At 64.6% G+C, this 22672-nt stretch carries 24 protein-coding genes; 17 read left to right on the top strand and 7 right to left on the bottom strand.

Features of this window, described 5'->3' with window-relative positions:
• Positions 1-50 precede the first annotated feature (50 nt).
• From AC07WS_RS17030 to AC07WS_RS17015, 4 genes are all read left to right on the top strand, one after another.
• Entirely contained in the window at positions 51-554 is a 504-nt protein-coding gene (locus AC07WS_RS17030; RefSeq protein ID WP_117013038.1) for a peroxiredoxin, read from the top strand.
• A 379-nt stretch (positions 555-933) separates the two neighbouring features.
• Positions 934-1323 (top strand): hypothetical protein, encoded by a 390-nt coding sequence (locus tag AC07WS_RS17025; protein ID WP_494730232.1) that lies wholly within the window; start codon positions 934-936, stop codon positions 1321-1323.
• Positions 1320-1595 carry a type II toxin-antitoxin system RelE/ParE family toxin gene (locus AC07WS_RS17020; RefSeq protein WP_494730231.1) on the top strand — a complete coding sequence of 92 codons (276 nt, stop codon included), beginning with the start codon at positions 1320-1322 and terminating at the stop codon, positions 1593-1595. The genes AC07WS_RS17025 and AC07WS_RS17020 overlap by 4 nt, the downstream gene beginning before the upstream one ends.
• 47 nt (positions 1596-1642) lie before the next feature.
• The gene (locus AC07WS_RS17015) at positions 1643-2104 is read left to right on the top strand and encodes an NADPH-dependent FMN reductase (protein ID WP_494730339.1); all 462 of its coding nucleotides are present in this window, start codon (positions 1643-1645) and stop codon (positions 2102-2104) included.
• Here the strand turns inward: AC07WS_RS17015 and AC07WS_RS17010 are convergent.
• Positions 2098-2553 carry a DUF2244 domain-containing protein gene (locus AC07WS_RS17010; protein WP_494730230.1) on the bottom strand — a complete coding sequence of 152 codons (456 nt, stop codon included), beginning with the start codon at positions 2551-2553 and terminating at the stop codon, positions 2098-2100. The genes AC07WS_RS17015 and AC07WS_RS17010 overlap by 7 nt on opposite strands.
• 113 nt (positions 2554-2666) lie before the next feature.
• On the opposite strand from AC07WS_RS17010, the gene AC07WS_RS17005 reads away from it, so the two are divergent.
• The gene (locus AC07WS_RS17005) at positions 2667-3017 is read left to right on the top strand and encodes a DUF6463 family protein (RefSeq protein WP_494730229.1); all 351 of its coding nucleotides are present in this window, start codon (positions 2667-2669) and stop codon (positions 3015-3017) included.
• Here AC07WS_RS17005 and AC07WS_RS17000 read toward each other — a convergent pair.
• Positions 3011-3787 (bottom strand): class I SAM-dependent methyltransferase, encoded by a 777-nt coding sequence (locus AC07WS_RS17000; RefSeq protein WP_494730228.1) that lies wholly within the window; start codon positions 3785-3787, stop codon positions 3011-3013. The genes AC07WS_RS17005 and AC07WS_RS17000 overlap by 7 nt on opposite strands.
• Positions 3788-3877: 90 nt before the next feature.
• On the opposite strand from AC07WS_RS17000, the gene AC07WS_RS16995 reads away from it, so the two are divergent.
• From AC07WS_RS16995 to lpxC, 5 genes are all read left to right on the top strand, one after another.
• Complete coding sequence (locus AC07WS_RS16995) at positions 3878-4639, top strand: helix-turn-helix transcriptional regulator (RefSeq protein ID WP_494730227.1); 762 nt, start codon at positions 3878-3880, stop codon at positions 4637-4639.
• A gap of 58 nt (positions 4640-4697) precedes the next feature.
• The gene (locus AC07WS_RS16990; protein WP_494730226.1) at positions 4698-5162 is read left to right on the top strand and encodes a VOC family protein; all 465 of its coding nucleotides are present in this window, start codon (positions 4698-4700) and stop codon (positions 5160-5162) included.
• A gap of 9 nt (positions 5163-5171) precedes the next feature.
• On the top strand, positions 5172-5639 hold the full coding sequence (locus AC07WS_RS16985; RefSeq protein ID WP_494730225.1) for a hypothetical protein: 468 nt from the start codon (positions 5172-5174) through the stop codon (positions 5637-5639).
• A gap of 152 nt (positions 5640-5791) precedes the next feature.
• Entirely contained in the window at positions 5792-6634 is an 843-nt protein-coding gene (locus tag AC07WS_RS16980) for a DMT family transporter (RefSeq protein ID WP_494730224.1), read from the top strand.
• A 54-nt stretch (positions 6635-6688) separates the two neighbouring features.
• Positions 6689-7624: a UDP-3-O-acyl-N-acetylglucosamine deacetylase gene (gene lpxC / locus AC07WS_RS16975; RefSeq protein WP_494730223.1), complete on the top strand. Its 936-nt coding sequence runs from the start codon at positions 6689-6691 to the stop codon at positions 7622-7624.
• Between the two features lie 64 nt (positions 7625-7688).
• On the opposite strand, the gene AC07WS_RS16970 is transcribed toward lpxC, so the two are convergent.
• Positions 7689-8168, bottom strand: coding sequence for a hypothetical protein (locus AC07WS_RS16970; protein ID WP_494730222.1), 480 nt, complete (start codon positions 8166-8168; stop codon positions 7689-7691).
• 223 nt (positions 8169-8391) lie between these two features.
• On the opposite strand from AC07WS_RS16970, the gene secA reads away from it, so the two are divergent.
• Complete coding sequence (secA, locus tag AC07WS_RS16965) at positions 8392-11175, top strand: preprotein translocase subunit SecA (protein WP_494730221.1); 2784 nt, start codon at positions 8392-8394, stop codon at positions 11173-11175.
• A 240-nt stretch (positions 11176-11415) separates the two neighbouring features.
• Here the strand turns inward: secA and AC07WS_RS16960 are convergent, their stop codons facing one another.
• On the bottom strand, positions 11416-13440 hold the full coding sequence (locus AC07WS_RS16960; protein ID WP_494730220.1) for a TonB-dependent receptor plug domain-containing protein: 2025 nt from the start codon (positions 13438-13440) through the stop codon (positions 11416-11418).
• Positions 13441-13643: 203 nt separating this feature from the next.
• Between AC07WS_RS16960 and AC07WS_RS16955 the strand changes: the two genes are divergently transcribed.
• Positions 13644-14759, top strand: coding sequence for a sensor histidine kinase (locus AC07WS_RS16955; RefSeq protein WP_494730219.1), 1116 nt, complete (start codon positions 13644-13646; stop codon positions 14757-14759).
• A gap of 5 nt (positions 14760-14764) precedes the next feature.
• A complete protein-coding gene (locus AC07WS_RS16950; RefSeq protein ID WP_494730218.1) occupies positions 14765-15532 on the top strand; it encodes a LytR/AlgR family response regulator transcription factor in 768 nt (255 codons plus the stop codon).
• An 8-nt stretch (positions 15533-15540) separates the two neighbouring features.
• Here the strand turns inward: AC07WS_RS16950 and AC07WS_RS16945 are convergent, their stop codons facing one another.
• From AC07WS_RS16945 to AC07WS_RS16935, 3 genes are all read right to left on the bottom strand, one after another.
• Complete coding sequence (locus AC07WS_RS16945; protein ID WP_494730217.1) at positions 15541-17544, bottom strand: ATP-binding protein; 2004 nt, start codon at positions 17542-17544, stop codon at positions 15541-15543.
• Between the two features lie 73 nt (positions 17545-17617).
• A complete protein-coding gene (locus AC07WS_RS16940; protein ID WP_494730216.1) occupies positions 17618-18019 on the bottom strand; it encodes a type 2 periplasmic-binding domain-containing protein in 402 nt (133 codons plus the stop codon).
• A 15-nt stretch (positions 18020-18034) separates the two neighbouring features.
• Positions 18035-19249 carry a porin gene (locus AC07WS_RS16935; RefSeq protein WP_494730215.1) on the bottom strand — a complete coding sequence of 405 codons (1215 nt, stop codon included), beginning with the start codon at positions 19247-19249 and terminating at the stop codon, positions 18035-18037.
• Between the two features lie 380 nt (positions 19250-19629).
• Here AC07WS_RS16935 and argJ point away from each other — a divergent pair, with 380 nt between their 5' ends.
• Genes argJ through AC07WS_RS16915 form a run of 4 tightly spaced genes read left to right on the top strand, consistent with a single transcriptional unit; the run spans position 19630 to position 22586 of the window.
• Entirely contained in the window at positions 19630-20868 is a 1239-nt protein-coding gene (argJ, locus tag AC07WS_RS16930; protein WP_494730214.1) for a bifunctional glutamate N-acetyltransferase/amino-acid acetyltransferase ArgJ, read from the top strand.
• 1 nt (position 20869) lies between these two features.
• Entirely contained in the window at positions 20870-21742 is an 873-nt protein-coding gene (locus AC07WS_RS16925) for an ATP-binding protein (RefSeq protein WP_494730213.1), read from the top strand.
• Entirely contained in the window at positions 21739-22146 is a 408-nt protein-coding gene (locus tag AC07WS_RS16920) for an NUDIX domain-containing protein (RefSeq protein ID WP_494730212.1), read from the top strand. Before AC07WS_RS16925 ends, AC07WS_RS16920 begins: the two co-directional genes overlap by 4 nt.
• Positions 22143-22586 (top strand): anti-sigma factor domain-containing protein, encoded by a 444-nt coding sequence (locus AC07WS_RS16915; RefSeq protein ID WP_494730211.1) that lies wholly within the window; start codon positions 22143-22145, stop codon positions 22584-22586. The genes AC07WS_RS16920 and AC07WS_RS16915 overlap by 4 nt, the downstream gene beginning before the upstream one ends.
• The last annotated feature ends 86 nt before the right edge of the window (positions 22587-22672 follow it).

Raw genomic sequence — 22672 nt, 5'->3', positions numbered from 1 at the left:
CGCCTTGGCGCGGCTTTTTTACGTTCAACATTTTATAAAAGGAGTCATCCATGACCATCAAGATTGGCGACACCCTGCCGGAAGGCACCCTGTCCGAATTCATCGAAACCGAAACCGAAGGCTGCTCGCTGGGCCCGAACACGTTCAACGTACAAGACCTGGTCAAGGGCAAGAAGATCGCCATCTTCGGCCTGCCGGGCGCCTACACCCCGACCTGCTCGGCACAGCACGTGCCAGGCTACGTCAAGCATGCCGCCGACCTGAAAGCCAAGGGCGTCGACGAAATCTGGTGCATCTCGGTCAATGACGCCTTCGTCATGGGCGCGTGGGGCCGCGACCAGAAAGCCACCGGCACCGTCCGCATGATGGCCGACGGCAATGCCGCCTACTCCAAGGCCCTGGGCCTGGACGCCGACTTCAGCAAGTTCGGCATGGGCACCCGCTCGCAGCGCTACTCGATGCTGGTCGAGAACGGCGTCGTGACCCAACTGAACATCGAACAGGGCGGCAAGTTCGAAGTGTCGAACGCCGAGACCCTGCTGGCCCAGGCGTAAGCGCCGGACTGGCTGGATGCAGTGAGCAAACGGCGCTGCGGCGCCGTTTGTCTTTACCACTAGGCGTTGTCGTGCAAGACGATTTCAAGAATGCCACACATTGAACTGCGTCCGCAGGCGTTCACCCCTGGTCAGTTCCCTTTTTCTTGGCAGGCCGGGGCCGTCCGCCAGCTCGATCAAATCGAAACGGATGCGCCAGATTTATGGTATGTCCACCGATGGCGAAGTCCGGGCTGCGTTGTAATCGCCCATTTTGATCTCCTTCAGGCAGTGAGTGTTCTTCATTTCGGATCGAGAAGAATATTGAAGCCTGGCTTCAATGCGGCCATAAAAAATGGATGTATGATTTCCAAAGAACCAGCGTTCGATGGAGGAAGTGATGAGTTTTCTGAGTTGGGAGAGTTTGGCGCAGCGCCATGCCTTGGGTGAAATAACGTCCGTTACGTTGTTTGCTGTGGGGGACGTTTTTGAGGTCCGCCTGGCAACCACTGGGGGGGCGTCCATCTTGGCGGACGGCGATAAAACGCGTTTGGAATACAGTGATGTACACGAAGCTTTGTCGCTGTTACGCAAAATAGGCATTTGGCGCGTCGCCGTGGACGTAAGCGGCTGGCAGGCAGCCGCTAGCGAAGCGGATCACGCGGATTGGGCAAAAGCCAAGATAAATGCGGCGATGGCAGGCTTGAGAGATGGTTCCAATCGCGTTTTTTCAGCCGGCGAGTGGGCTGCAATTCGAGCCGCGAAAAAAGTGAGTCGCGGTGCGCCATGAAACAGGTTGTTCGGACCGCGACCTACCTCGCCGATCTGGACGATATCGAGCGATATATCGCACGTGACAACCCAGGGGCCGCCGCACGGCTGTGTGATTATATCGACAGCCAGGTTGATCAATTGGCCGATTTGAATTTTCCTCGACGAAGAGGACGTGTGAGAGACACATTTGAATTGGTGGTGCATAAGCATTATGTGGTTGTATTCATTGATGGCCTGACCACAGTCACCTTGTTGAATGTGATACATACCGGAAGAAGATACCCGTGAAGGTCATTGCGATTTCCGGCAGCCTGCGCGCTGCCTCCCTCAACTCGATGCTGCTGCGCGTGATGGCCGATGTGGCGCCGCCCGGTATCGAGGTGCAGCTGTACCAGGGCCTGGGACAGCTGCCGTTGTTTAACCCGGATATCGCCGAGTCGCCGCCGGTGGTGGCCGCGCTGCGCGACATCTTGCTGCCCGCCGACGCGGTGGTGATCGCCAGCCCGGAATACGCGCACGGCGTGACCGGCGCGATCAAGAACGGCCTCGATTGGATGGTCGGCAACGAATCCTTCATCGACAAGCCGGTGGCCTTGCTGAACGCCTCGCCGCGCGCCACCCATGCCTACGCCTCGCTGCGCGAAACCATTACCGTGATGTCGGCCCGCGTGGTGGAGGCCGCGTCGATCACCTTGCCGCTGCTGGGCGCCAACCTGAGCGAGGAGGCGATGCGCGCCGATCCGCAGATCTGCGGCATGCTGCGGGCGGCCCTGCTGGCCTTGAAGGCGGATCAGTAACCCAGGCAGCGCGCCAGTTCAACGGCCAGCCTGCGCCGCTGGGCCGCGCCGATGAAGCGGCCGACCTCGATCTGCTCGCCGCGGTCCTCCAGTTGTATCGGATCGCTGTCGCGCCGTGGCGGCAGCAAGCGGGTGGTGAGCCGGTGCAGCCGCCGTGCGCGGCATTGGCGGCCCCGGCGCTGCTCCACCACGATGGCGGCGGGCGAGATGTCGATACGGTCGTAGTCGCCGCGATGGCGCGCGCAGTGGCGCAGGCAAGCCGCCAGCGCCGCCTGCTCCAGCGCGGCGTAGGCCAGCACATACCAATACCCCTGCCACAGGAAGGCCAGCGCCACCAGCGCCGACGGCACGCACAGCGACGCGAACACCAGCACCAGTTGGCGTTCGGTCAGTGTGCAGCGGCGCTCCAACAGCCAGCTGCGCGGTTCCGATGGCACATCGCGCGGCATCGCATGCTCCCTGGATGGCAAGCCTTAAGTATAGCCGCGTTCACGCGATGGCCTGCTTGCAGCATTCAATCTTCACGTGTATCGTGCTGCCAATCTTAATTATTGGATAAGATATGAAAAACTGGATCGGCAAGTGGACGATGTTCGTGGCGCTGGGGCACACCGCAGTGGCCTTCGCGCTCTTTTCCAACGGCTACCGTGAAGTGCTGGCGCAAGGATTCTTCAACACGGTACGTACCGAGAAGGTCGGCCTTGCAGTCTGGTTCATGCTGTTTGGCTTCCTGCTGTTCATCGTGGGCATGTTGGTGGCCGCGCTGGAAAAACAGCCGGCGCCCATCCCCGCCGCGATAGGCGTCGGCCTGTTGCTGTTGACCGTGCTTGGCGTTTCGCTGATGCCGGCCTCCGGGTTCTGGCTGATGATCCCGGCGATCGTCGCGCTGCTGCGCCGCCGCCAGCGTCAGTAGATGTCGCCGAAATCGTGCTTGGCCTTGAACAGGGTCGAGTCGATCGAGAACGAGCAGTCGGCCTGCACCGCGAAGTACTGCAGCGTCTCCTCCGGTGCCGTGGCGAACAGGCTGCGGATCGCCGTCACCCGCTCGGCCGGCGTGCGCATGCGCGCGGTCCATTCGTCGAACTTCATCTCCAGCTTCCAGTCGCTGACGCGCTCGCAGCTGAAGCCCGCGCCTTCGAGCATCGTCCGCCATTCGGACGGCCGGTAGTCGCGCACGTGCGAGCCGTCGCGCAGCAGTTCGACCGCCTGCAGCGTGGTGTCGTGCAGCGGGCTTTCCGGCGCGGTGATGTCGATGACGATCAGCACGCCGCCCTTCTTCAACACCCGCTTCACTTCGCGCAGCGCGGCCGGCACGTCCAGCCAGTGGTGCGCCGAGAAGCGCGTGACCACCATGCAGAACGAGGCGTCGGCGAACGGCAGGCTGGCCACGTTGCCCTGCTGCGTGAGCACGTTGTCCAGGCCCCGCTCGCGGGCGGCGCCGGCCACCACCGCCAGCATCTCCGCCGACAGGTCGAACGCCGTCACCGACTTGGCCACCGGCGCCACGGCGAAGCTGGCGTGGCCGGCGCCGCAGCCCAGGTCGAGGATGGTCGGATGCGGACCCAGCACGCTGGCGATCTCGCGCAGCGCGGCCAGGTCGGCGCCTTGCGCGTGGACGGAGCTGGTCAGGTAGGCGCTGGCGGTATTGCCGAACTGCTGGGCGACGACGGCTTGCTGTTTCATGTTTTTCTCCAGGAAGGGACGAGTCAGGGCAGAATAGGCGTGTTTTTATCCTGTAACAAGACAAGTACTTATCCTGGTATAAGAACTACCATGCACAACAAACTCGGCGAATTCATCCGCGCCCATCGCGAACGCACTCGGCCCGACAGTGTCGGCCTGCCCGGTGGCGGGCGCCGCCGCACGCCCGGCCTGCGGCGCGAGGAGCTGGCGCAATTGTGCGACGTCAGCCCGACCTGGCTGACCTGGCTGGAGCAGGGCAGGGAGGTGCAGGCGTCCAGCAAGATGCTGGCGCGGCTGGCGGAAGTGCTGCACCTGTCGGCTGCCGAGCGCGCCTATCTGTTCGGCCTGGCCGACCGGCTCGATCCGCATCACGACGACGACGGCGGCGATACGGCCGAGGCGCTGGACGCGGTCGTCGCGGCCATAGTCGCGCCGGCCTACATCCTCGACCGGCAGTGGGACGCGGTGGCGTGGAATCCGCAGGCGGCGCGGCTGTTCGCAGGCTGGCTGACGCCGCAGCCGCAGTCCCGGCCCAACCTGTTGCGCTACATGTTCGCCGACGCGGCGGCGCGCGAACTGATCGTCGACTGGCCGGAGCGCGCCCGGCGGCTGGTGGCCGAGTTCCGTGCCGACATCGGCCGGCACGCCGGCGAGCAGCCGCTGGCCGGCCTGATCGCCGAACTGTCCGGGGCCAGCGCCACCTTCGCCGAACTGTGGACCTTGCAGGACGTGGTCGGCCGCGAGGGCGGGCTGCGCCGTTTCCGTCATCCGCTACAGGGCGATCTGGATTTCAACCAGGTGACGCTGCACTTGGCCAAGCGGCACGACCTGAAGCTGGTGATGCTGCTGTAGCGCGACAAGCGCCGCCAGATCGGATAAAGTCACCGGAACCAACTACCAAGGAGCAGGGATGCGAACAATAGCGATGCTGTGCGTGGGAGCGCTGATGATGGCCGGGCCGGGTGCCGCTGCCGCTGCCGAGCCGGCCGGACATATCACCGGCGTCGGCGGCGTGTTCTTCAAGGCCAAGGACCCGAAGGCGCTGGCGGCCTGGTATCGCGACGTGCTGGGCATGCCGCTGGAAGTGTGGGGCGGCGCCAAGCTGCGTTATGACGCCCCCCAGCATCCGCCAGCGCTGATCTGGAGCGCCTTCCCGGCCACGACCAAATACTTCGCGCCATCGACCAGCGAATTCATGATCAACTACGCGGTCGACGACATGGACGCCTTCCTCGTGCGGCTGAAGGCGAAAGACGTCGCCATCCTGAAGCGTACCGATGACGACCCGAATGGCCGCTTCGCCTGGATACTCGATCCGGAAGGGAACAAGATCGAACTCTGGGAGCCGAAACGCGCAGCGCCTGTGGCGCCTTAACATTTCATGATGATGAAAACACTTATCGCTTTACTGCTGACGGCTTGGTCGACTTCGACGTTGGCCTGCCAGGCACCCACACCGGACAGCCTGCGCGCGGCCTGGGGCGCCGTGCGCGCGGCGGCGTTGCTGGACGAGCCGGGCGCCTCGGTGCGGCTGTATCGATTTCCCTTGCAGATGCTGTCAGCCTACCAGGGCGACCGGCCGCTGCGCGTGAGCAGGGCAGCCTTCAACGACCACTACGCCGAGCTGTTCGGCCCGAACATGGAGTTCCGCCAGAACTTGAAGAACGCCAGTGGCGGCGAATACTTCGGCAGGATCGATTTCGACGACAAGGCTTGCCGCCTCAAGTGGCCGGTGCGCGTCTACGACTACAACTTCACCTACGACCAGAAGGCCGGCTGGCTGGTGCAGTCGATCTACATGCCGGAAGCCTACGGGCTCTTCAAGGACGGCACCACCGCCGGCATACGCTGAGCCGCTTTGCTATAATCGCCCCGACCGCGCTTAGCCGGTCCTGGCTCCGGACGTCGCCATGATGACGTTCCCAGTGGTCCGCACGGACCTGACGCAAGGAGCTTCTTCTGTCCACCGCCACCCGCTCTGAAAACCTGCGCAGCATCTACGCGATGCTGGCCGCAGTCGCCATGTTCTCGTTCATGGACACCACCATGAAGGTGCTGTCCTCCCACTATCCCGCCACCCAGGTGACCGCCATGCGCGCGCTTAGTTCGCTGCCGCTGCTGTGCGGCTACATGCTGTACCGTGGCGCCTTCCGCGGCATCTTCAAGGTGCGCTGGGGCATGCACATCTTCCGCAGCCTGCTCGGCATCGCCATGCTGACCTCGTTCGCCTACGGCCTCAAGGCGCTGTCGCTGGCCGAGGCGTATTCGATCTTCTTCATCGCACCGTCGCTGATCACGGCGCTGTCGGTGTTCGTGCTCAAGGAAAAGGTCGGCGCCGGCCAGTGGGTCGCCATCGTGGTCGGCCTGCTCGGCGTGCTGGTGGTGCTGCGCCCCGAGGGCACGGGCTTCCTGACCTTGGGCGGGCTGGCGCTGCTGGGCTCGGCCGCGTGCTACGCGATGGCCGCCATCGCCAGCCGCGTGCTGGCCCGCACCGACAGCAACGAGTCGATGATGTTCTGGTATCTGCTGATGATGGCCGGCGGCGGCCTGGCGATGTCGCTCAGCCACTGGGTGCCGGTGCGCGCCGAGGACGGCTGGGTGCTGCTGGCACTGGCGTTGAGCGGCTTCCTCGGCCAACTGGCGATCACGCGCGCGTTCAGCTCGGGCAAGGCCTCGGTGGTGGCGCCGTTCGAATACTCGGCGCTGGCCTGGGGCGTGGCGATCGACTGGCTGCTGTGGCACACGCTGCCCGACGGCTACACCTTGCTCGGGGCCGGCATCATCATCGCCAGCGGCATCTACCTGGTGCGGCGCGAATCGGTCCACGCCGAGGCCGAACATCCTTGACGTCGGGAAAGCCCGCCGGCAACGCGGCGGACCCAACTTCGCTATAATCGTCGGATGTTAAAACAACGCACCATCAAAGAACTGGTCCGCACCACAGGTGTCGGGCTGCACTCCGGCACCAAGGTCGAGCTGACCCTGCGCCCGGCCGCGCCGGACACCGGCATCGTGTTCCGCCGGGTCGACCTGACGCCGGTGGTGGAGTTCCCCTCCAGCGCGATGGCCGTGGGCGACACCCGCATGGCGTCGGTGCTGGTCAAGGATGGCGCCCGCGTGTCGACCGTCGAGCACCTGATGTCGGCCTGCGCCGGCCTCGGCCTGGACAATCTGTACGTCGAGGTGAGCGCCGAGGAAATCCCCATCATGGACGGTTCGGCCTCGTCTTTCGTGTATTTGTTGCAACAGGCAGGCGTGCAGGAACAGCCGGCCGCGAAGAAGTTCATCCGCGTGCTCAAGACGGTGGAGATCCGCGAGGGCACGGGCGACAAGGAAAAATGGGCCCGCCTGAGCCCGCACAACGGCTTCAAGCTGGACTTCTTCATCGAGTTCAACCATCCGGCCGTGGACGGCACCCAGCAGCGCGCCCGCGTGGATTTCGGCGACGTCTCCTACGTGCACGACGTGGCGCGCGCCCGCACCTTCGGCTTCATGCAGGACGTGGAGATGTTGCGCGGCATAGGCCTGGCGCGCGGCGGCTCGCTGGAGAACGCCATCGTGATGGACGAGTACCGCATCCTCAACTCGGACGGCCTGCGCTACGACGACGAGTTCGTGCGCCACAAGATCCTGGACGCCATCGGCGACCTGTACCTGGTCGGCCATCCGCTGCTGGCCAGCTACGAGGCGCACAAGTCCGGCCACGCGCTGAACAACCAGCTGCTGCTGGAGCTGCTCAAGCATCCGGACGCCTATGAAATCGTCTCGTTCGAGACGAATGAGGCCGCGCCGCCGTCGTATCTGCGCCAGATGGCGCGCGAGTGGGCGCTCACCTAAACCCGGAACAGCAGGGGTCAGACCCCGTACGGGGTCTGACCCCGGGCGTCGCGCCGTGCGGGGTTCAGGTGGTGCGCCGCTTGGCCACCATCGCCTTCAAGGCCGCGATCAGCGTGGCGTTCTGCGGGGTGTCCTCCAGCGTGTGCCCGAGCTCGTCGAAGGCGGTCACGGCCGCTTCCGTCAGCGACAGCGAGCGCATCTGCTCCTTGATCTCGGCCGGCTTGGTCATCTGCACCTTCAGTTTCACGCCATCCACCTTCCAGCCGCGCCGCGCCAGCGTGTCCTGCAGCTTGGGCAGTTGCTGCTTCAATTTGGCCGCCAGCGAGGCGTTCGGCAGCGACAAGGTCAATTGTCCCGCCTCGAAAGCGATGATCTCGCAGTACTTGAACATGGCCGGCAAGGCCGCCGCGCAGTCTTTTTGCAGCGCGGCCATGCGCTCGATGGCCGGCAGCAGGGCCGCCATCTTGTCGTCGCGGCGCAGGAAATCGGTGGCCCCGACCGGGGCGCGGCGCTTGATCGAAATGTTGGAGGAGTTGAATCGCATGTGCAGCAACATATCACAGCGGCAAAAATACGTCACCACCGGTTAAAATAGCTTAATTTTGTGTCATTGTTCACTCTTGGGCTATTGTTAAACAGGTCAATAACCCAATGTAGGCGCGGACGCATGATAAAATCACCGTCTTTTGCCATAGTCGAACTCCGTGCGGTAAGGCGTTTTTCCCCTACAGAGCTTTTTTTAACGGCGTTTTTTCAAGAATTCAAGCATGTCATTACTGACCCAGATTTTCGGTAGCCGCAACCAGCGGCTGCTCAAGCAATACCAAAAAACGGTACGCGAGATCAATGCGCTCGAGCCGGCGATGGAAAAACTGTCCGACGCCGAGTTGCAAGCGAAGACGCCTGCATTCAAGGAACGCATCGCCAATGGCGAATCGCTGGACGCGATCCTGCCCGAGGCGTTTGCCGTCTGCCGCGAAGCGAGCAAGCGCGTCTTCAAGATGCGCCATTTCGATGTGCAGCTGATCGGCGGCATGGTTCTGCACTACGGCAAGATCGCCGAAATGGGCACCGGCGAGGGCAAGACCCTGACCGCGACCCTGCCGGCCTATCTGAACGCGCTGTCGGGCAAGGGCGTGCACATCGTCACCGTCAACGATTACCTGGCGCAGCGCGACGCGGAAACCATGGCCAAGCTGTACGGCTGGCTGGGCCTGTCGACCGGCATCAACCTGTCGCAGATGGAGCACGCCACCAAGCAGGCGGCCTACGCGTCCGACATCACCTACGGCACCAACAACGAGTTCGGTTTCGACTACCTGCGCGACAACATGGTGTTCGAAGCCCGCGACCGCGTGCAGCGCGTGCTCAACTTCGGCATCGTCGATGAAGTCGACTCGATCCTGATCGACGAAGCCCGCACCCCGCTGATCATCTCCGGCCAGGCCGAGAACCACACCGACCTGTACTACAAGATCAACGAAGTGCCGCGCCTGCTGACCATGCAGATCGGCGAGGAAACCCCGGACGGCAAGGGCAAGGTTGAAGTCCCGGGCGACTACACCAAGGACGAAAAAGCCCACCAGGTGCTGCTGACCGAAGCCGGCCACGAAAAGGCCGAGGCGATCCTCACCAAGATGGGTCTGCTGCCGGAAGGCGCCTCGCTGTACGACTCGGCCAACATCACGCTGGTGCACCACCTGTACGCCGCGCTGCGCGCGCACGCGCTGTACTTCAAGGATCAGCACTACGTGGTGCAGAACAATGAAGTGGTGATCGTCGACGAATTCACCGGCCGCCTGATGACCGGCCGCCGCTGGTCCGACGGCCTGCACCAGGCGGTCGAAGCGAAAGAGGGCGTGAAGATCCAGAACGAGAACCAGACCCTGGCCTCGATCACCTTCCAGAACTACTTCCGCATGTATTCGAAGCTGGCCGGCATGACCGGTACCGCCGATACCGAAGCATACGAATTCCAGGAAATCTACGGCCTCGAAACCGTGGTGATTCCGCCTAACCGTCCTTCGCAGCGCAAGGACCGTCAGGACCAGGTCTACAAATCGTCGGCCGAGAAGTACAACGCCATGATGCTGGAGATCCGCGAATGCTACGACCGCGGCCAACCGGTGCTGGTGGGTACCACCTCGATCGAAAACTCGGAACTGCTGTCGGGCATCCTGACCAAAGGCGGCCTGCCGCACAACGTCCTGAACGCGAAACAGCACGCCCGTGAAGCGGAAATCATCGCCCAGGCGGGCAGCCCGAAAGCGATCACCATCGCCACCAACATGGCCGGCCGTGGTACCGACATCGTCCTGGGCGGCAACGTCGAGAAGCAGATCCAGTTCATCGAAGCCAATCCCGACCTGAGCGACGCCGACAAGGCCGCGCAATCGAAGGCGCTGCGCGATGGTTGGCAAGCCTTGCACGAGCAGGTGGTTGCCGCCGGCGGCCTGCATATCGTCGGCACCGAGCGTCATGAATCGCGCCGCGTGGACAACCAGCTGCGCGGCCGCGCCGCGCGCCAGGGTGACCCTGGCATGTCGCGCTTCTTCCTGTCGCTGGACGACCAGCTGCTGCGCATCTTCGCGGGCGACCGCGTGCGCGCCATCATGGACCGCCTGAAGATGCCGGAAGGCGAACCTATCGAAGCGGGCATCGTCTCGCGTTCGATCGAGTCGGCGCAGCGCAAGGTCGAGGCACGCAACTTCGATATCCGTAAGCAGTTGCTGGAATACGACGACGTCGCCAACGACCAGCGCAAGGTAATCTACCAGCAGCGCAACGAGCTGCTGGAAGCGACCGATATCTCGGAGCTGATCGAGTCCCTGCGCCACGGCGCCTTCACCGACCTGGTGCGCGAATACGTGCCGGCGGAGTCGGTGGAAGAGCAGTGGAACATCAAGGGCCTGGAAGCGGCATTGGCGGGCGAATGGCAGATCGACCTGCCGCTGCGCGCCATGCTGGAAAAAGAACAGAACCTGAACGACGACGACATCCTGGAACGCGTGCTGGCCGCGGCCGATGCGCTGTACCAGTCGAAGATCGACATCGTCGGCAAGGAATCGTTCGGCGGTTTCGAACGCAACGTGATGCTGCAGAGCGTGGACAGCCACTGGCGCGAACACCTGGCGGCGCTGGATCACCTGCGCCAGGGTATCCACCTGCGCGGCTATGCGCAGAAGAACCCGAAGCAGGAATACAAGCGCGAAGCGTTCGAGCTGTTTGGCCAGATGCTGGACATGATCAAGAACGAAGTGGTCAAGCTGATCATGACCGTTCGCATCCAGTCGCGCGAAGAGATCGACGCGGCCGAAGCGGCGATGCAGCAGTCGCACGTTGAGAACGTGAGCTACCAGCACGCCGACTTCAACCCGAACGCGGCGCCGGAAGAACTGCTGGCGCCAACGGCGCTCGGCGGCCTGCCACCGGAGCTGAAAGGCCTGAGCGGCGAGCAGCTGATGGAGATGGGCCTGAAGGTCGGACGCAACGACCCATGCCCATGCGGCAGCGGCAAGAAGTACAAGGCTTGCCACGGCAAGCTGGCATAAACAAAAAACCGGAGCTGGTCTCCGGTTTTTTTATGTTGACGGTATCAATTTGATTGCCCGCGCGCTTATCATTCGACATCAAAATCATACGATCACATTGCCCCTCACAGCGTCCCTATAAATGCGGATCAAGTAACCCTAGTACTAGCCAACTTAATGACGCTACAAGGGATGCGTGGTATATCGATGCTTAACCGGATTAGCTAACTTGTCAATTGTGGGGACGGACAGACAGCGCACTCAAAGCTGCTGCTCGTAGATGGCGCGGATGCCGGCGCGGGTGGGCGTGTTGACTGTGCGCGTGGTGCTGGAGCGGTCGTCGGCGTAGAAGCTGCCCTGCAGTTGGTCCTGGTGCAGGACGTTCAGCACCGACACGCGCAGCCGCGATTTGCCGTCGAACTTCCATAGCGCGTAGCCGTCCAGCGTGCGCGTGACGCCGGTGTAGCCGGCCAGGTTGCCGCTGATCCTGACCATGCCGCCGGTCTGCATGCCGGCGTTGATGCCCAGCGTCAGCGCGCCGGAGTGGCGGTAGTCCAGTCCCACGTTGACGCTGAAGGGGATCTGCGCGCCAAGGCGGTTGTCGGGGCCGGGCACAGCGTCCAGCCGCGACCAGTTGCGCGCGGCGTTGGTTCGTACGTCGACAGGCCATGCGCGCAGCGGGAATCTGGCGTCGAATTCGATGCCGGCCACCTTGGCCTTGCCGCCGTTGAAGGGCGTCGTCACCCACGATCCATTTTGCTCGAACAAGTGCTGCACCGTCACGTCGCGGATGCGCCGCGCGTAGGCGGAGACGCTCATCGAGCCTTCCTTGCCGAAGTACGATTCGTACGCCGCATCCAATCCCCACGCCAGTTCCGGCCTCAGATCGGGATTGCCCTGCACGTCCGGATTGGTCGGGCCGTTGTCGTTGTTGATGGTGTAGCGGCGCGGCAGCAGGTCGCGTGTCGGCGGGGCTTTGTAGGTGCGAGCAAGGGCCAGGCGCACCTGGTCGCGCTCCTGGTTCGGCAGCCGCCACATCATCTGCATCACCGGACTGAAAACGCCGGAGCGGTTTCTCACCGCCGCCAGCATCGCGCCGTCGGTGCGGGTGTCCAGGCCTTCCCAGCGCAGGCCGAGATAGGCTTGCAGGCGCGGCGTCACATCCCACTCGTCCTGCGCGAACAGGGCGATGCGGCGCACGCGCGCCTCATACTCCTGCAGCAGCTGGTCCAGCGCCGCACCGCTGGCCGAGCTGTCGTCCTGGCGGCGCATCTCGCCGCGGCGCGTGTCGGCGCCGTCCCAGCCGATGGCGAGGTTGTGGGCTTCGTGCAGGCGGGTCAGGTACTTGCCGCTGGTGGTGATGCTGTCGTCGTCGGCGCTGGACGTGACCGCGCGCGTGAACTGCGCCGTGCCGTCCGCGCCGGCGCCATGGAAGGCATAGTCGGTGTTGCGGTGGTTGTAGTCGTAGCCCAGCTTGACGCTCAACTTGCCGTCGGCGCCGACCGCGTGTGTCCACGTCACGCCGCTGCGCAGGAAGGCCGTATGCGACTGCGCGCGCCAGTCGTTGACAGGGTAGGTGGTCGATGCGCCGTAGATGCTGGTCTCATGCGAGTCTCCATGGCCATTGGTGCGGTACAGGTCCAGCAGGTTTTGCCATGCCAGCGTGTCGCCGTTTGCCAGCGTCCAGTTCAGGCGCGGGGCCAGATTCAGCTTGGCCTGGTGCGATGTGTTCAGGTCCGCGAAGGTGCGCAGCGTCGCCGGGCCTTCCAGGCGTTCGGTGGTCGTCGAAGGGTTGCGGAAGCCTGTGTCGCTCAGCGTGCCGGCCAGGCCGTAGGACAGTGCGCCGTCGCGGTCGGCGATCTGCATCGTGGCGGACGGCCCGGTCACGCCTTGCAGGTTCTCGACCGCCAGTTTGACGTCGCGCTGCGCACGGCTGCCTTTGCGCAGGATGACGTTGATGCTGCCCGCCATGGCCTGCGCGCTGTATTCGGCCGATGCGGTGCGCAGTATCTCGATGCGCTCGATCAGCTCGGGCGAGATGACGTCGATGGACATGCCCTGGGGCGCGGGTTCGCCGTTGATCAGCAGCTGCGTGTAGCCGGCGCCCAGCCCGCGCATGCGCACCTCGCCGCCGGCCACGGAGATGCCGGGCTGGCGCTTGAGCAGCGCGGAGAGGGTGGTGTCGCCATACTGTTCGATGTCCGCGCGACCGACGACGATTTTTGCCGCCGTGTCGTTGCGGCGCAGGGCCTGCGTGGCAGAGCCGCTGATTTCGACGCGCTGCATGTCGGCGGATTCCTGTGCGTGTGCGCTCGCTGCGAGGCAGAGTAGTAAGAGAGGTTTCATGGCGATGTAAGAGTTAGGTCGGCGCAGAGTATCGCGCCCGATCGGCCGCCGCGGGACTCCTTTGTGACGAGCGCCCGGATTGCGGTGACGACGCCCGCCCGTCGCGCATTTTGGCCGCGCATGCGGCTGATATACTCGTCGTCATGGATCATCCCTCCCTCACATGGCGCGAAGTGCGCAATACCCTGCTGGTCAATCTGCTGGTGTGGGGCTTGCTGTGCGCGGTCGGCGCGGCCAGCGTCTACAGCGACGTGCTGCGCGAAGGAGGCGCCGGCCGCAGTTATGGCCGCGTGATGCTGAACTGGGATCTGAACCACGCGCTGATGATGTCCCTCAGCTTCGGCCTGTACCTGGCCTTTCGCCGCTGGCCGGAGCTGGTCGCCAGCGCCCGCGCCATCGGGCGGTGCTACGCGATGGTGGTGTTCATCTTCCTGCCGCTGCAGTTGCTTTACATGGCGGGGTTGGATGCGGCGCGCATCGACGGCATGCTCGACGTGGCGCACGTATGGAGCCAGTTCCTGTCGCCGCATGGCTTTAACGTGTTCCTCGAATTCGCCTGGTCGACCGGCACGTTCACGGCGGTCACCGCGATCTGCATCTGGCGCGGCAGCCAGGCGCGGGACAAGGCGTGGCAGCGGGCCTTGACCGACAACCTGCACCTCAACCTGGAACTGGAACGCCAGCGCATGCTGGCCCTGCGCGCGCAGCTGGAGCCGCACTTCATCTTCAACGCCCTGAACGCGATCAGCGCGCTGGTGCGCACCAGCGACGGCGACCTGGCGCTGAACGGCATCAATCGACTGAGCGATCTGCTGCGCTATGCGCTGACGGCCAGCGGCCGCGATTGGGTCAGCGTCGGCGAGGAGCTGGCCTTCGTCGGCGACTATCTGGCCTTGCAGCGCCTGCGTTACCGGGCGCGCTTGCAGGTGCAAATGGACATCGGGGACGTCCACGGCGGCGAGTGTCCGCCGCTGCTGCTGCAACCGCTGATCGAAAACGCCTTGCGCCACGATCTGGATTGCCACGAAGGGCAGAGCGATATCCGCATCGTCATGCGGCGCGAAGGCGGGCGGCTGCGTATCCGTATCAGCAATCCCGTGGTGGCGGACGCTTCGCCGAATCCCGGCCTGGGGCTCGGACTGGCCAACACGCGGGCGCGCCTGCAACTGGCCTATCGCGGCGCGGCGTCGCTGGACAGCGCGTTGCGCGACGGCCGCTTCGAGGCGGAGATACTCATGCCTTTGCATGCACAGGAGTGACGGCGATGCGTGTCTTGCTGGTCGACGATGAAGAGCCTGGGCGCATCAACCTGCGCTACGCGCTGGCGCGGCATCCGCAGTGGCGGGTGGTGGGCGAGTGCGCCAGCGCCGCCGCCGCGCGCGAGCTGTTGGCGCGGCAGGAGGTGGACCTGGTGTTCCTGGACGTGCGGATGCCGAAGGAGTCCGGCATCGACCTGGCGCGTGGCCTGAGCGCGATGGCGGAGCCGCCGCTGATCGTGTTCGTCACCGCGTTCAACGCCTACGCGATCGAGGCCTTCGAGGTGCATGCGCTGGACTACCTGCTCAAGCCCTTCGACGACGCGCGCCTGGCGCAAACGCTTGAACGCGCCGCCGCGATGCTGGCGCAGCGCCAGCTGGCCGGCTTCGCGCCGGCTCTGCGCGCCTACGTCGCCGCGCAGCCGGAGAGCGCGCCGGCGGGCTACTGGCAGCAGGTCAGCGTGCGCTCGGTCGGTCGCATCGAGTGCATACGGCTGGAGGATGTCCACTGGCTGGAGGCGGACGGCAACTACGTCAAGCTGCACCTGGAAAAACGCTGCGTGCTGTATCGCATGCCGCTCAGCCGGCTGGAGGAGCACCTGGACCCGGCGCGTTTCGTCCGCGTGCACCGCCGCGCCATCGTCGGCGCGGGGCAGTTCGCGGCGCTGGCCGTGATCGGCGACGGCAGCTACCTGCTTACCCTGCGCCGCGGCGGCACGGTCGCCGTCAGCGAGCGATATGTGGAAGCCGCGCGCGCCCGTCTCGCGGCGGCTTAGCGGGAAGACTAGCGGGCGGCATCGCGCTGCGGCGCGGAGTAGGGCAGCAGCATGCGCACCGCCGTGCCGACGCCGGGCGCCGAGTCGATGGTGATGCGCCCGCCCAGCACTCCGGTCACGATGTTGTAGACGATGTTCATTCCCAGCCCGGTCCCGCCCTGGCCCATCTTGGTGGTGAAGAAGGGATCGAACACGCGCCGCAGCACGTCTTCGGGCATGCCGGCGCCGTCGTCGCTGAACATCAGTTCCACGGTGTCGTCGTCCACCGCTTCCGCGCGCACGGTGATGGTGCCGCCCTTGCCTTGTTCGAAGGCGTGAATGAGCGCGTTGTTCACCAGATTGTTCAAGACCTGGTACAAGGCGCCGGGATAGGAGTCGAAGGTCAGTCCTTCCGGGATCTGCATCACCACCTCGCAGCCGGCGCGGCGCAGGCGCGGCATATAGGTGGCCATGGTATCGTGCACCGCCGACAGCAGGTCGAAGCGGCGCCGCTGGTCGTTGGTCTGGTCCACGGCGATCTGCTTGAACGAGGAGATCAGCTCCGCCGCCTTGTGCAGCGAACCGGATATCAGCTGGCTGGCCAGCCGCACTTCCTCCAGATGCGCGGTCAGTTCCGAACGCCGCAGCGCGCCGGCCGCCACGTGGCGGTCGAACTCCGTCACGCGGTCGCGCAGCGCGGTCGATGCCAGCAGGCTGTTGCCGATCGGCGTATTGAGTTCGTGCGCGATGCCCGCCACCAGCGATCCGAGCGACGCCATCTTCTCGGCCGCCAGCAGTTCGTGCTGCGTGTGCTGCAAGGTCTCCAGCGCCGCGCTCAGGTCCGCGTTGGCGCGCTCCAGCGCCGCCGAGCGGTCGCGCACGCGCGTCTCCAGCGAGACGTTCAGGTCCTTCAGTTCGCGCTTGGCGTTCAGCTCCTCGGTCAGGTCCAGCAGCGCCCAGATGATGGAGTCGTTGCCGTCCAGGGTCAGCGAGGACGACCAGATCGCCACGCTGCCCACGCTGCCGTCGGGCAGCAGCACGCCGGCGATGGCGCCGTGCACCGCGCCTTCGGTCTTGTAGATGTTCCAGATGCGGTCGCGTTCCAGCGTGCTGGCCCAGAACGGCACCTCGTCGCTGCGCTTGCCGATCAGCTTAGCCGCTCCCGCGCCGAAGGTGTGGGTGACCGCGCGGTTGGCGGCGACGATGCGGCCGTCGCGATCCGACACGGTGAGCGGCAGCGGCGCCATGTCGAACAGCGTCTTGAAGCGCGCCTCCGACTCCGACAGCCGTTGCTGCGATTGTTCCAGCTGCGCGATGCGTTCGCGCAGCGCCGCGCTCATGGCGTTCATGGCGCGCGTGAAGACGGCGATCTCGTCGCCGCCTTCGACCGGCAGCGCCTTGCTGTAGTCGCCCAGCGCCATCTGCTTCGACTGGCCGGTGAGCGCGTTCAGGCGGCGCCCGATGCCGTGGGTGAAGGCGTAGAACAGCAGCAGGCCGGTGGCGAATCCGGCCAGCGAGATCACGCCGCCTTGCAGCAGCACCTCGTCGCGCGCCTGCTTCAGGTCCTTGGTGGTGAGGCCGAAATTGATGGAGCCGATGCGGCCGTCGCGCAGCAGCAGCGGCGAGCGCGCGTGCAGCATGGTGTCGTCGAGTAGGGTGCGCACGCCTTTGAAACTGGTGCCGCCGCCTTGTCGCAGGATCGCCGGTAGCGGCATCTTGCGCTTGCCCACTTCGAGGATGGCGCGGTCGCTTTCGTCGAGGATGACGAGGTAGCGCAGAAAACTGTCGTCGGGATCGGACAGCATTTCGGCCAGATAGTTGGTCAGTTCGGGCAGGCGGCCGCGCGTGGCGTAGGGGCTGAGGGAGAGGTTGAGCGTGACCGCGTATTCCTGGGCGACGCGTTCGGCGTTGGTGCTGACGGCGTGGTTCATCAGGCGCAGGCTGTTCCAGATCAGCAGGCCAACCACCAGCGCCTGGATGACGGCGCTCAGCAGCAGAAATTTCGCGCGCAGCGATAGACTCAAAACGTACACTCCTTGTGGCGATGCCAGGAGCGCACGCGCCTGCCGTCCACGCGGGACGGCAGGGGGCAGGGCTACCTGGAGGTTAAGGCAGGGTCAGGATCACTTTGACGGTGTCGTCCACTGCCGACTTGTCAATATAACCGATCGCCTTGGGATCGGCAGCAACTGCTTTCTTCACCTCGGCGTTGTTCGGGTACTCCTTCGGCGGCGTGGCCTTGCCGGTGAAGACCAGCTTGGACCACAGGGCCTTGACCTGAGCAGGGTCCTTGTCCGCCACCTTCTGGTAAAACTCGGCACGGATGTGCGAGCCTTCGGCCTGGTCGACCGGCGTGAACAGGTTGGATTTACCGAGGAAGAATTGCGACGCCTGTTCCGAGAACATGCGGGTGGCCGGATTCTTCTGGCTGACGATGACGACGGTTTCGGCCGAGGCGCCGGCCGCGGCCAGCGACGACAACAGCGCGGCGATGATCATTTTTTTCATGTTGTGGACTCCTGATTAGAAGACGAAATCGAGCGCCGCGGCGACGACGGTGACGTTGCCGCTGAAGCCAGGCTTGACGAAGATCAGAGAACCGGACTTGGTCTTAGGCTTGACGCGGTCGACCTGAACCTTCAGCGCCACCGACTTGGCGAAGTCCCAGCGCACGCCGATCAGGTCGGACGTCTGTTCCGGCGACGGCAGCAGGCCGTACACGGCCGCGCCCAGCGGATGGGTCTTCGGCAGGTTGGCAGGCGGGGTCACCGAGCTGCCGGCGTCGCGGTAGGAAGCGTGCGCGTAGTAAGGCAGCACCTTGCCGACGCGGTAGCCGACCATGGTGTACCAGGCGTTGGTGTCGGGGATGTAGACCGCTTCCTTGGCGCGGCGCTGCGCGTATTCGGTCTGGACCACGATGTTGTGCCAGTCCATGGTGGCGCCGATCGAGGTGAAGGCGATCTTCTTGCCGTCGCTCAGGCCGAGGTCGTTGGCCAGCTGCTTGAAGCCGAACTGGCTCAGCGACGCGGTCAGAAGGTTGATCGGGGCCAGGTCGTTGATCTTCAGGTCGGCGCGGGCGTGGCCGACGCGCACCAGGAAGGGGCCGTATTCGCCGGTGAAGCTGATGCCGGCGGCCGGCGCGCGGTAGGTGGCCACCGAGCCGTCGCCGGTCGGCACGAACAGCTTGCCGCGGCTGACGCCGACGAAGGCCTGGGTGGTGAAGTTGAAGTCGCCGAAGGCGCGCTGGAAGTTAACGTCCACGCCGTCCACGTTCTCGATCGGCGCCTGGCCGTACATTTCAATCGGCGGACGCATCATGGTGTTGGCGTAGCCGACGTTCTGGTAGTCCGAGATCAGGAAGGTCGGCAGCACGACGCGGCCGACGCGCACGCTCACCTCGTCGTTGACGCGGGCTTTCAGGAAGGCCCAGGTCAGGTCGGTGGTGAAGGTCGGGCTGGTGTTCTTGCGGGTCAGGATCTGCGCGGTGCCGGACAGCCAGTCGTTGATCTTGTAGGTCGCCTGCAGGCCCAGGTTGGTGTCGAGGCCGATCTTGGCCTTGTCGCCCACGCCTTCGGCCTGGTTGTAGCGGGCAAACTGCGCCTGGTCGGTATTGCTCTTGGCGACGCCGAGCGTGCCGAAGCCGCTGATGCTCAGGTTCTCGTCGCCCAGCGTGGCGGCCTGCGCTTGCATGGCGGCGGTGGCGGCAAAGACGGCAGCTACTAAAAGTTGCTTTTTCATGTGGTCGATATCCTATGATTTGTTGTCAGTTGTTTACTGCATTCGGCGATCATGTCGCCTTGTTTGTCTCGTGACATGCGGGGGTGGGGCATTCGGGCTTCACCCTAAACTAATTTCCGTACGGCATGAAATGGTTTTTTCAAAATTAGAACGTACGTACTAAAATCTTGTGGCTTTTCAGTTCAAGATAACGTTTTCCTCAATGAATTCATGGGGTTGTACGATATCTCTCTAGTGCTTTTTCAGCAAATTTGCGGATAAAACATGCTTTGTGGAAATGCGCCTGGATGGTGACCGTTAGTCACATTGATGCGATGCGCCAATTCAGCCGTCAGGTATTACAATAGCGGCTCCCACTTTCCACTCACGAGAACACTCATATGGCCGTCAATTCCCCTCTGCCCGTCGCCTCCGCACTGAAGCCTGTAGCCGGCATCGAAATCGGCTTTGCCGAAGCCGGCATCAAGAAGCCGAACCGCAAGGACGTGCTGGTGATGAAGGTGGCGCCGACCGCCACCGTGTCGGGCGTGTTCACGCTGAACCGCTTCTGCGCCGCGCCGGTGCAGATCGCCAAGGCCCACCTGGCGGCCGCCAAGGAAAGCGGCAAGCCGATTGCCGCGCTGCTGATCAACACCGGCAACGCCAACGCCGGCACCGGCGAGCTGGGCCTGTCGCTGGCCAACGAGACCTGCGCCGCGCTGGCCGCGCAGCTCGGTTGCGAGGCGTCGCAGATCCTGCCGTTTTCCACCGGCGTGATCCTGGAGCCGCTGCCGGCCGCCAAGGTGATTGCCGGCCTGCCGCAGGCGGTGGCCGGCCTGAAGGCCGACAACTGGTACAACGCGGCCGAAGCCATCATGACCACCGACACGCAGCCGAAGGCCGGCTCGCGCACCGTCACCATCGGCGGCCACACCGTCACCATGAGCGGCATCAGCAAGGGCGCCGGCATGATCAAGCCGAACATGGCCACCATGCTGGGCTACCTGGCGTTCGACGCCAAGGTCGCGCAGCCGGTGCTGGACGTGCTGGTCAAGCAAGTGGCCGACCAGTCGTTCAACTGCATCACCATCGACGGCGACACCTCGACCAATGATTCCTTCATGCTGATCGCCACCGGCGCCGGCGCGCTGGAAATCAACTCGGTGGACTCGCCGGAATACGCCGAGCTGGCCGCCGCCGTGACCGAGCTATCGCTGTTCCTGGCGCAGGCCATCGTGCGCGACGGCGAGGGCGCGACCAAGTTCATCACCATCACCGTGGAAGACGGCGCCAGCGTCGAGGAGTGCCGCAAGATCGCCTACTCGATCGGCCACTCGCCGCTGGTCAAGACCGCGTTCTTCGCGTCCGATCCCAACCTGGGCCGCATCCTGGCCGCCATCGGCTACGCTGGCGTCGACGACCTCGATGTCAGCCAGCTCAATCTGTACCTGGACGACGTGTGGGTGGCCAAGAACGGCGGCCGCAATCCGGACTACAAGGAGGAAGATGGCCAGCGCGTGATGAAGCAGAGCGAGATTCTGGTGCGCGTCAAGCTGGCGCGCGGCACGGCTGCGGCCACGGTCTACACCTGCGACCTGTCGCACGACTACGTGAGCATCAACGCCGACTACCGTTCCTAAGATGGCGACGCCTCTCGAACAATTCCTGGTGCGCGCCGAGGCCTTGCTGGCGCGCGTGGAGGCGGTGCTGCCGCAGGCGCCGCGCGAGCCGGACTGGAAGCTGGGCTTCGCTTTCCGCTGGCGCAAGCGCAACGGCGGCGGCGCCAGCTATCTGCAGGCGGTGGCCCACGTGTCGCCGATCGCGCTGGACGACCTGCAGCACATCGGCCCACAGAAAGAGCAGATCGAGCAGAACACGCGCCAGTTCGTGCAGGGCCGGCCGGCCAACAACGTGCTGCTGACCGGCGCGCGCGGCACCGGCAAGTCCTCGCTGATCAAGGCTTGCTTGAACCAGTTCGGCAAGGACGGCCTGCGCCTGATCGAGGTGGACAAGGCCGACCTGGCCGAGCTGCCCGACATCGTCGACATCGTGGCGGGGCGGCCGGAGCGCTTCATCATCTTCTGCGACGACCTGTCGTTCGAGGAGGGCGAGAGCGGCTACAAGGCGCTGAAGGTGGCGCTGGACGGCAGCATCTCGGCGCAGTCGGACAATGTGCTGATCTACGCGACGTCCAATCGCCGCCACCTGATGCCGGAGCGTATGTCCGACAACATGAGCTACACGCACGACGAGGACGGCGACCTGCATCCGGGCGAGACGGTGGAGGAGAAGATCTCGCTGTCCGAACGCTTCGGCCTGTGGCTGACGTTCTATCCGTTCAAGCAGGACGACTACCTGGCCATCGTCGGCCACTGGCTGTCGTCGCTGGGCTGCAGCGAGGCGCAGATCGAAGCCTCGCGCGCCGACGCTCTGCGCTGGGCCTTGCAGCGCGGTTCGCGCTCGGGCCGCGTGGCCTGGCAGTTCGCCAAGGATTTCGCAGGGAAGCAGGCATGAGCGGCGCCCGGCCTGTGGACGTGGCGGTCGGCATCCTGATGAAGCCCAACGGCGACGTGCTGCTGGGCCAGCGTCCGGCCGGCAAGCCGTACGAAGGGTATTGGGAATTCCCCGGCGGTAAAGTCGATCCGGGCGAGACCGTGCTGCAAGCGTTGAAGCGCGAGTTTGTCGAGGAGCTGGGCCTGGTCATCAACAGCGCCGAGGAATGGTGCGGCATCGAGCACGTGTACGAGCACGCGCACGTGCGGCTGCACTTCTTCATCAGCCGCGACTGGAGCGGCGAGCCGCAAGGGCTGGAAGGCCAGGCCTTCGCCTGGCAGGGCGCGGTGGGCGTCGAGCCGTTGCTGCCGGCCACCATTCCGCTGCTGGAGTGGCTGGACATGGTTCGCTACGGCGACCGATGACGCGCTGGTGGAACCAGCTGGGCGTGTGGCGTGGGCTGGCAGGCGCCGCGCTGGCGGCTTGCGTGGCGTTGGGCGCGCTGCTGGTGCTGCGCCCCGAACCGCCGGGGCCGGCCTGGGTCGCGGTGTTGTCCGCGCCGCAGGACAATAGCGCAGCCTGGGTGGCGCTGGTGAGCGTGGACCGCCAACTGACGCTGACGCCGCTGCACGATACCGTCGTCGCCAACCGCAAGGCGTTGCAATTATGGATATCCGCACCGGGCTGGGCCGCGCCGGTGTCGCTGGGTTTGCTGGAGCAGGACCGCCAGCTGAAGCTGCCATTGGATCAGCTGCCGCCGCTGCAGGCGGAGCCAGTATTCGAGATTACGCTGGAACCGCAGAGCGGCTCGGCCACGCCGACCGGGCCGGTACTGTATAGCGGACAGGCGGTCAAGCCGCGTTGAGCGCAGGAGTGTTGCATCCAGGGTCATTGCTGTTTGACTAAGTTTTCAACTCTGCATATGATGGCTGCCCGTTTCCCGGATTTTCC

The sequence above is a fragment of the Duganella sp. GW821-FHT01E12 genome (genome assembly GCF_059422325.1).
Note: the sequence above shows the minus strand (reverse complement) of the source record. Positions and strands in the feature narration are given on the sequence as shown.

Bases quoted from the DNA above. Each gene is read 5' to 3' on its own strand.
- AC07WS_RS17030 (WP_117013038.1), top strand. From the start codon at position 51: ATGACCATCAAGATTGGCGACACCCTGCCGGAAGGCACCCTGTCCGAA.
- AC07WS_RS17025 (WP_494730232.1), top strand. From the start codon at position 934: ATGAGTTTTCTGAGTTGGGAGAGTTTGGCGCAGCGCCATGCCTTGGGT.
- AC07WS_RS17020 (WP_494730231.1), top strand. From the start codon at position 1,320: ATGAAACAGGTTGTTCGGACCGCGACCTACCTCGCCGATCTGGACGAT.
- AC07WS_RS17015 (WP_494730339.1), top strand. From the start codon at position 1,643: ATGCTGCTGCGCGTGATGGCCGATGTGGCGCCGCCCGGTATCGAGGTG.
- AC07WS_RS17010 (WP_494730230.1), bottom strand. From the start codon at position 2,553: ATGCCGCGCGATGTGCCATCGGAACCGCGCAGCTGGCTGTTGGAGCGC.
- AC07WS_RS17005 (WP_494730229.1), top strand. From the start codon at position 2,667: ATGAAAAACTGGATCGGCAAGTGGACGATGTTCGTGGCGCTGGGGCAC.
- AC07WS_RS17000 (WP_494730228.1), bottom strand. From the start codon at position 3,787: ATGAAACAGCAAGCCGTCGTCGCCCAGCAGTTCGGCAATACCGCCAGC.
- AC07WS_RS16995 (WP_494730227.1), top strand. From the start codon at position 3,878: ATGCACAACAAACTCGGCGAATTCATCCGCGCCCATCGCGAACGCACT.
- AC07WS_RS16990 (WP_494730226.1), top strand. From the start codon at position 4,698: ATGCGAACAATAGCGATGCTGTGCGTGGGAGCGCTGATGATGGCCGGG.
- AC07WS_RS16985 (WP_494730225.1), top strand. From the start codon at position 5,172: ATGATGAAAACACTTATCGCTTTACTGCTGACGGCTTGGTCGACTTCG.
- AC07WS_RS16980 (WP_494730224.1), top strand. From the start codon at position 5,792: ATGCTGGCCGCAGTCGCCATGTTCTCGTTCATGGACACCACCATGAAG.
- lpxC (WP_494730223.1), top strand. From the start codon at position 6,689: ATGTTAAAACAACGCACCATCAAAGAACTGGTCCGCACCACAGGTGTC.
- AC07WS_RS16970 (WP_494730222.1), bottom strand. From the start codon at position 8,168: ATGCGATTCAACTCCTCCAACATTTCGATCAAGCGCCGCGCCCCGGTC.
- secA (WP_494730221.1), top strand. From the start codon at position 8,392: ATGTCATTACTGACCCAGATTTTCGGTAGCCGCAACCAGCGGCTGCTC.
- AC07WS_RS16960 (WP_494730220.1), bottom strand. From the start codon at position 13,440: ATGCAGCGCGTCGAAATCAGCGGCTCTGCCACGCAGGCCCTGCGCCGC.
- AC07WS_RS16955 (WP_494730219.1), top strand. From the start codon at position 13,644: ATGGATCATCCCTCCCTCACATGGCGCGAAGTGCGCAATACCCTGCTG.
- AC07WS_RS16950 (WP_494730218.1), top strand. From the start codon at position 14,765: ATGCGTGTCTTGCTGGTCGACGATGAAGAGCCTGGGCGCATCAACCTG.
- AC07WS_RS16940 (WP_494730216.1), bottom strand. From the start codon at position 18,019: ATGAAAAAAATGATCATCGCCGCGCTGTTGTCGTCGCTGGCCGCGGCC.
- AC07WS_RS16935 (WP_494730215.1), bottom strand. From the start codon at position 19,249: ATGAAAAAGCAACTTTTAGTAGCTGCCGTCTTTGCCGCCACCGCCGCC.
- argJ (WP_494730214.1), top strand. From the start codon at position 19,630: ATGGCCGTCAATTCCCCTCTGCCCGTCGCCTCCGCACTGAAGCCTGTA.
- AC07WS_RS16925 (WP_494730213.1), top strand. From the start codon at position 20,870: ATGGCGACGCCTCTCGAACAATTCCTGGTGCGCGCCGAGGCCTTGCTG.
- AC07WS_RS16920 (WP_494730212.1), top strand. From the start codon at position 21,739: ATGAGCGGCGCCCGGCCTGTGGACGTGGCGGTCGGCATCCTGATGAAG.
- AC07WS_RS16915 (WP_494730211.1), top strand. From the start codon at position 22,143: ATGACGCGCTGGTGGAACCAGCTGGGCGTGTGGCGTGGGCTGGCAGGC.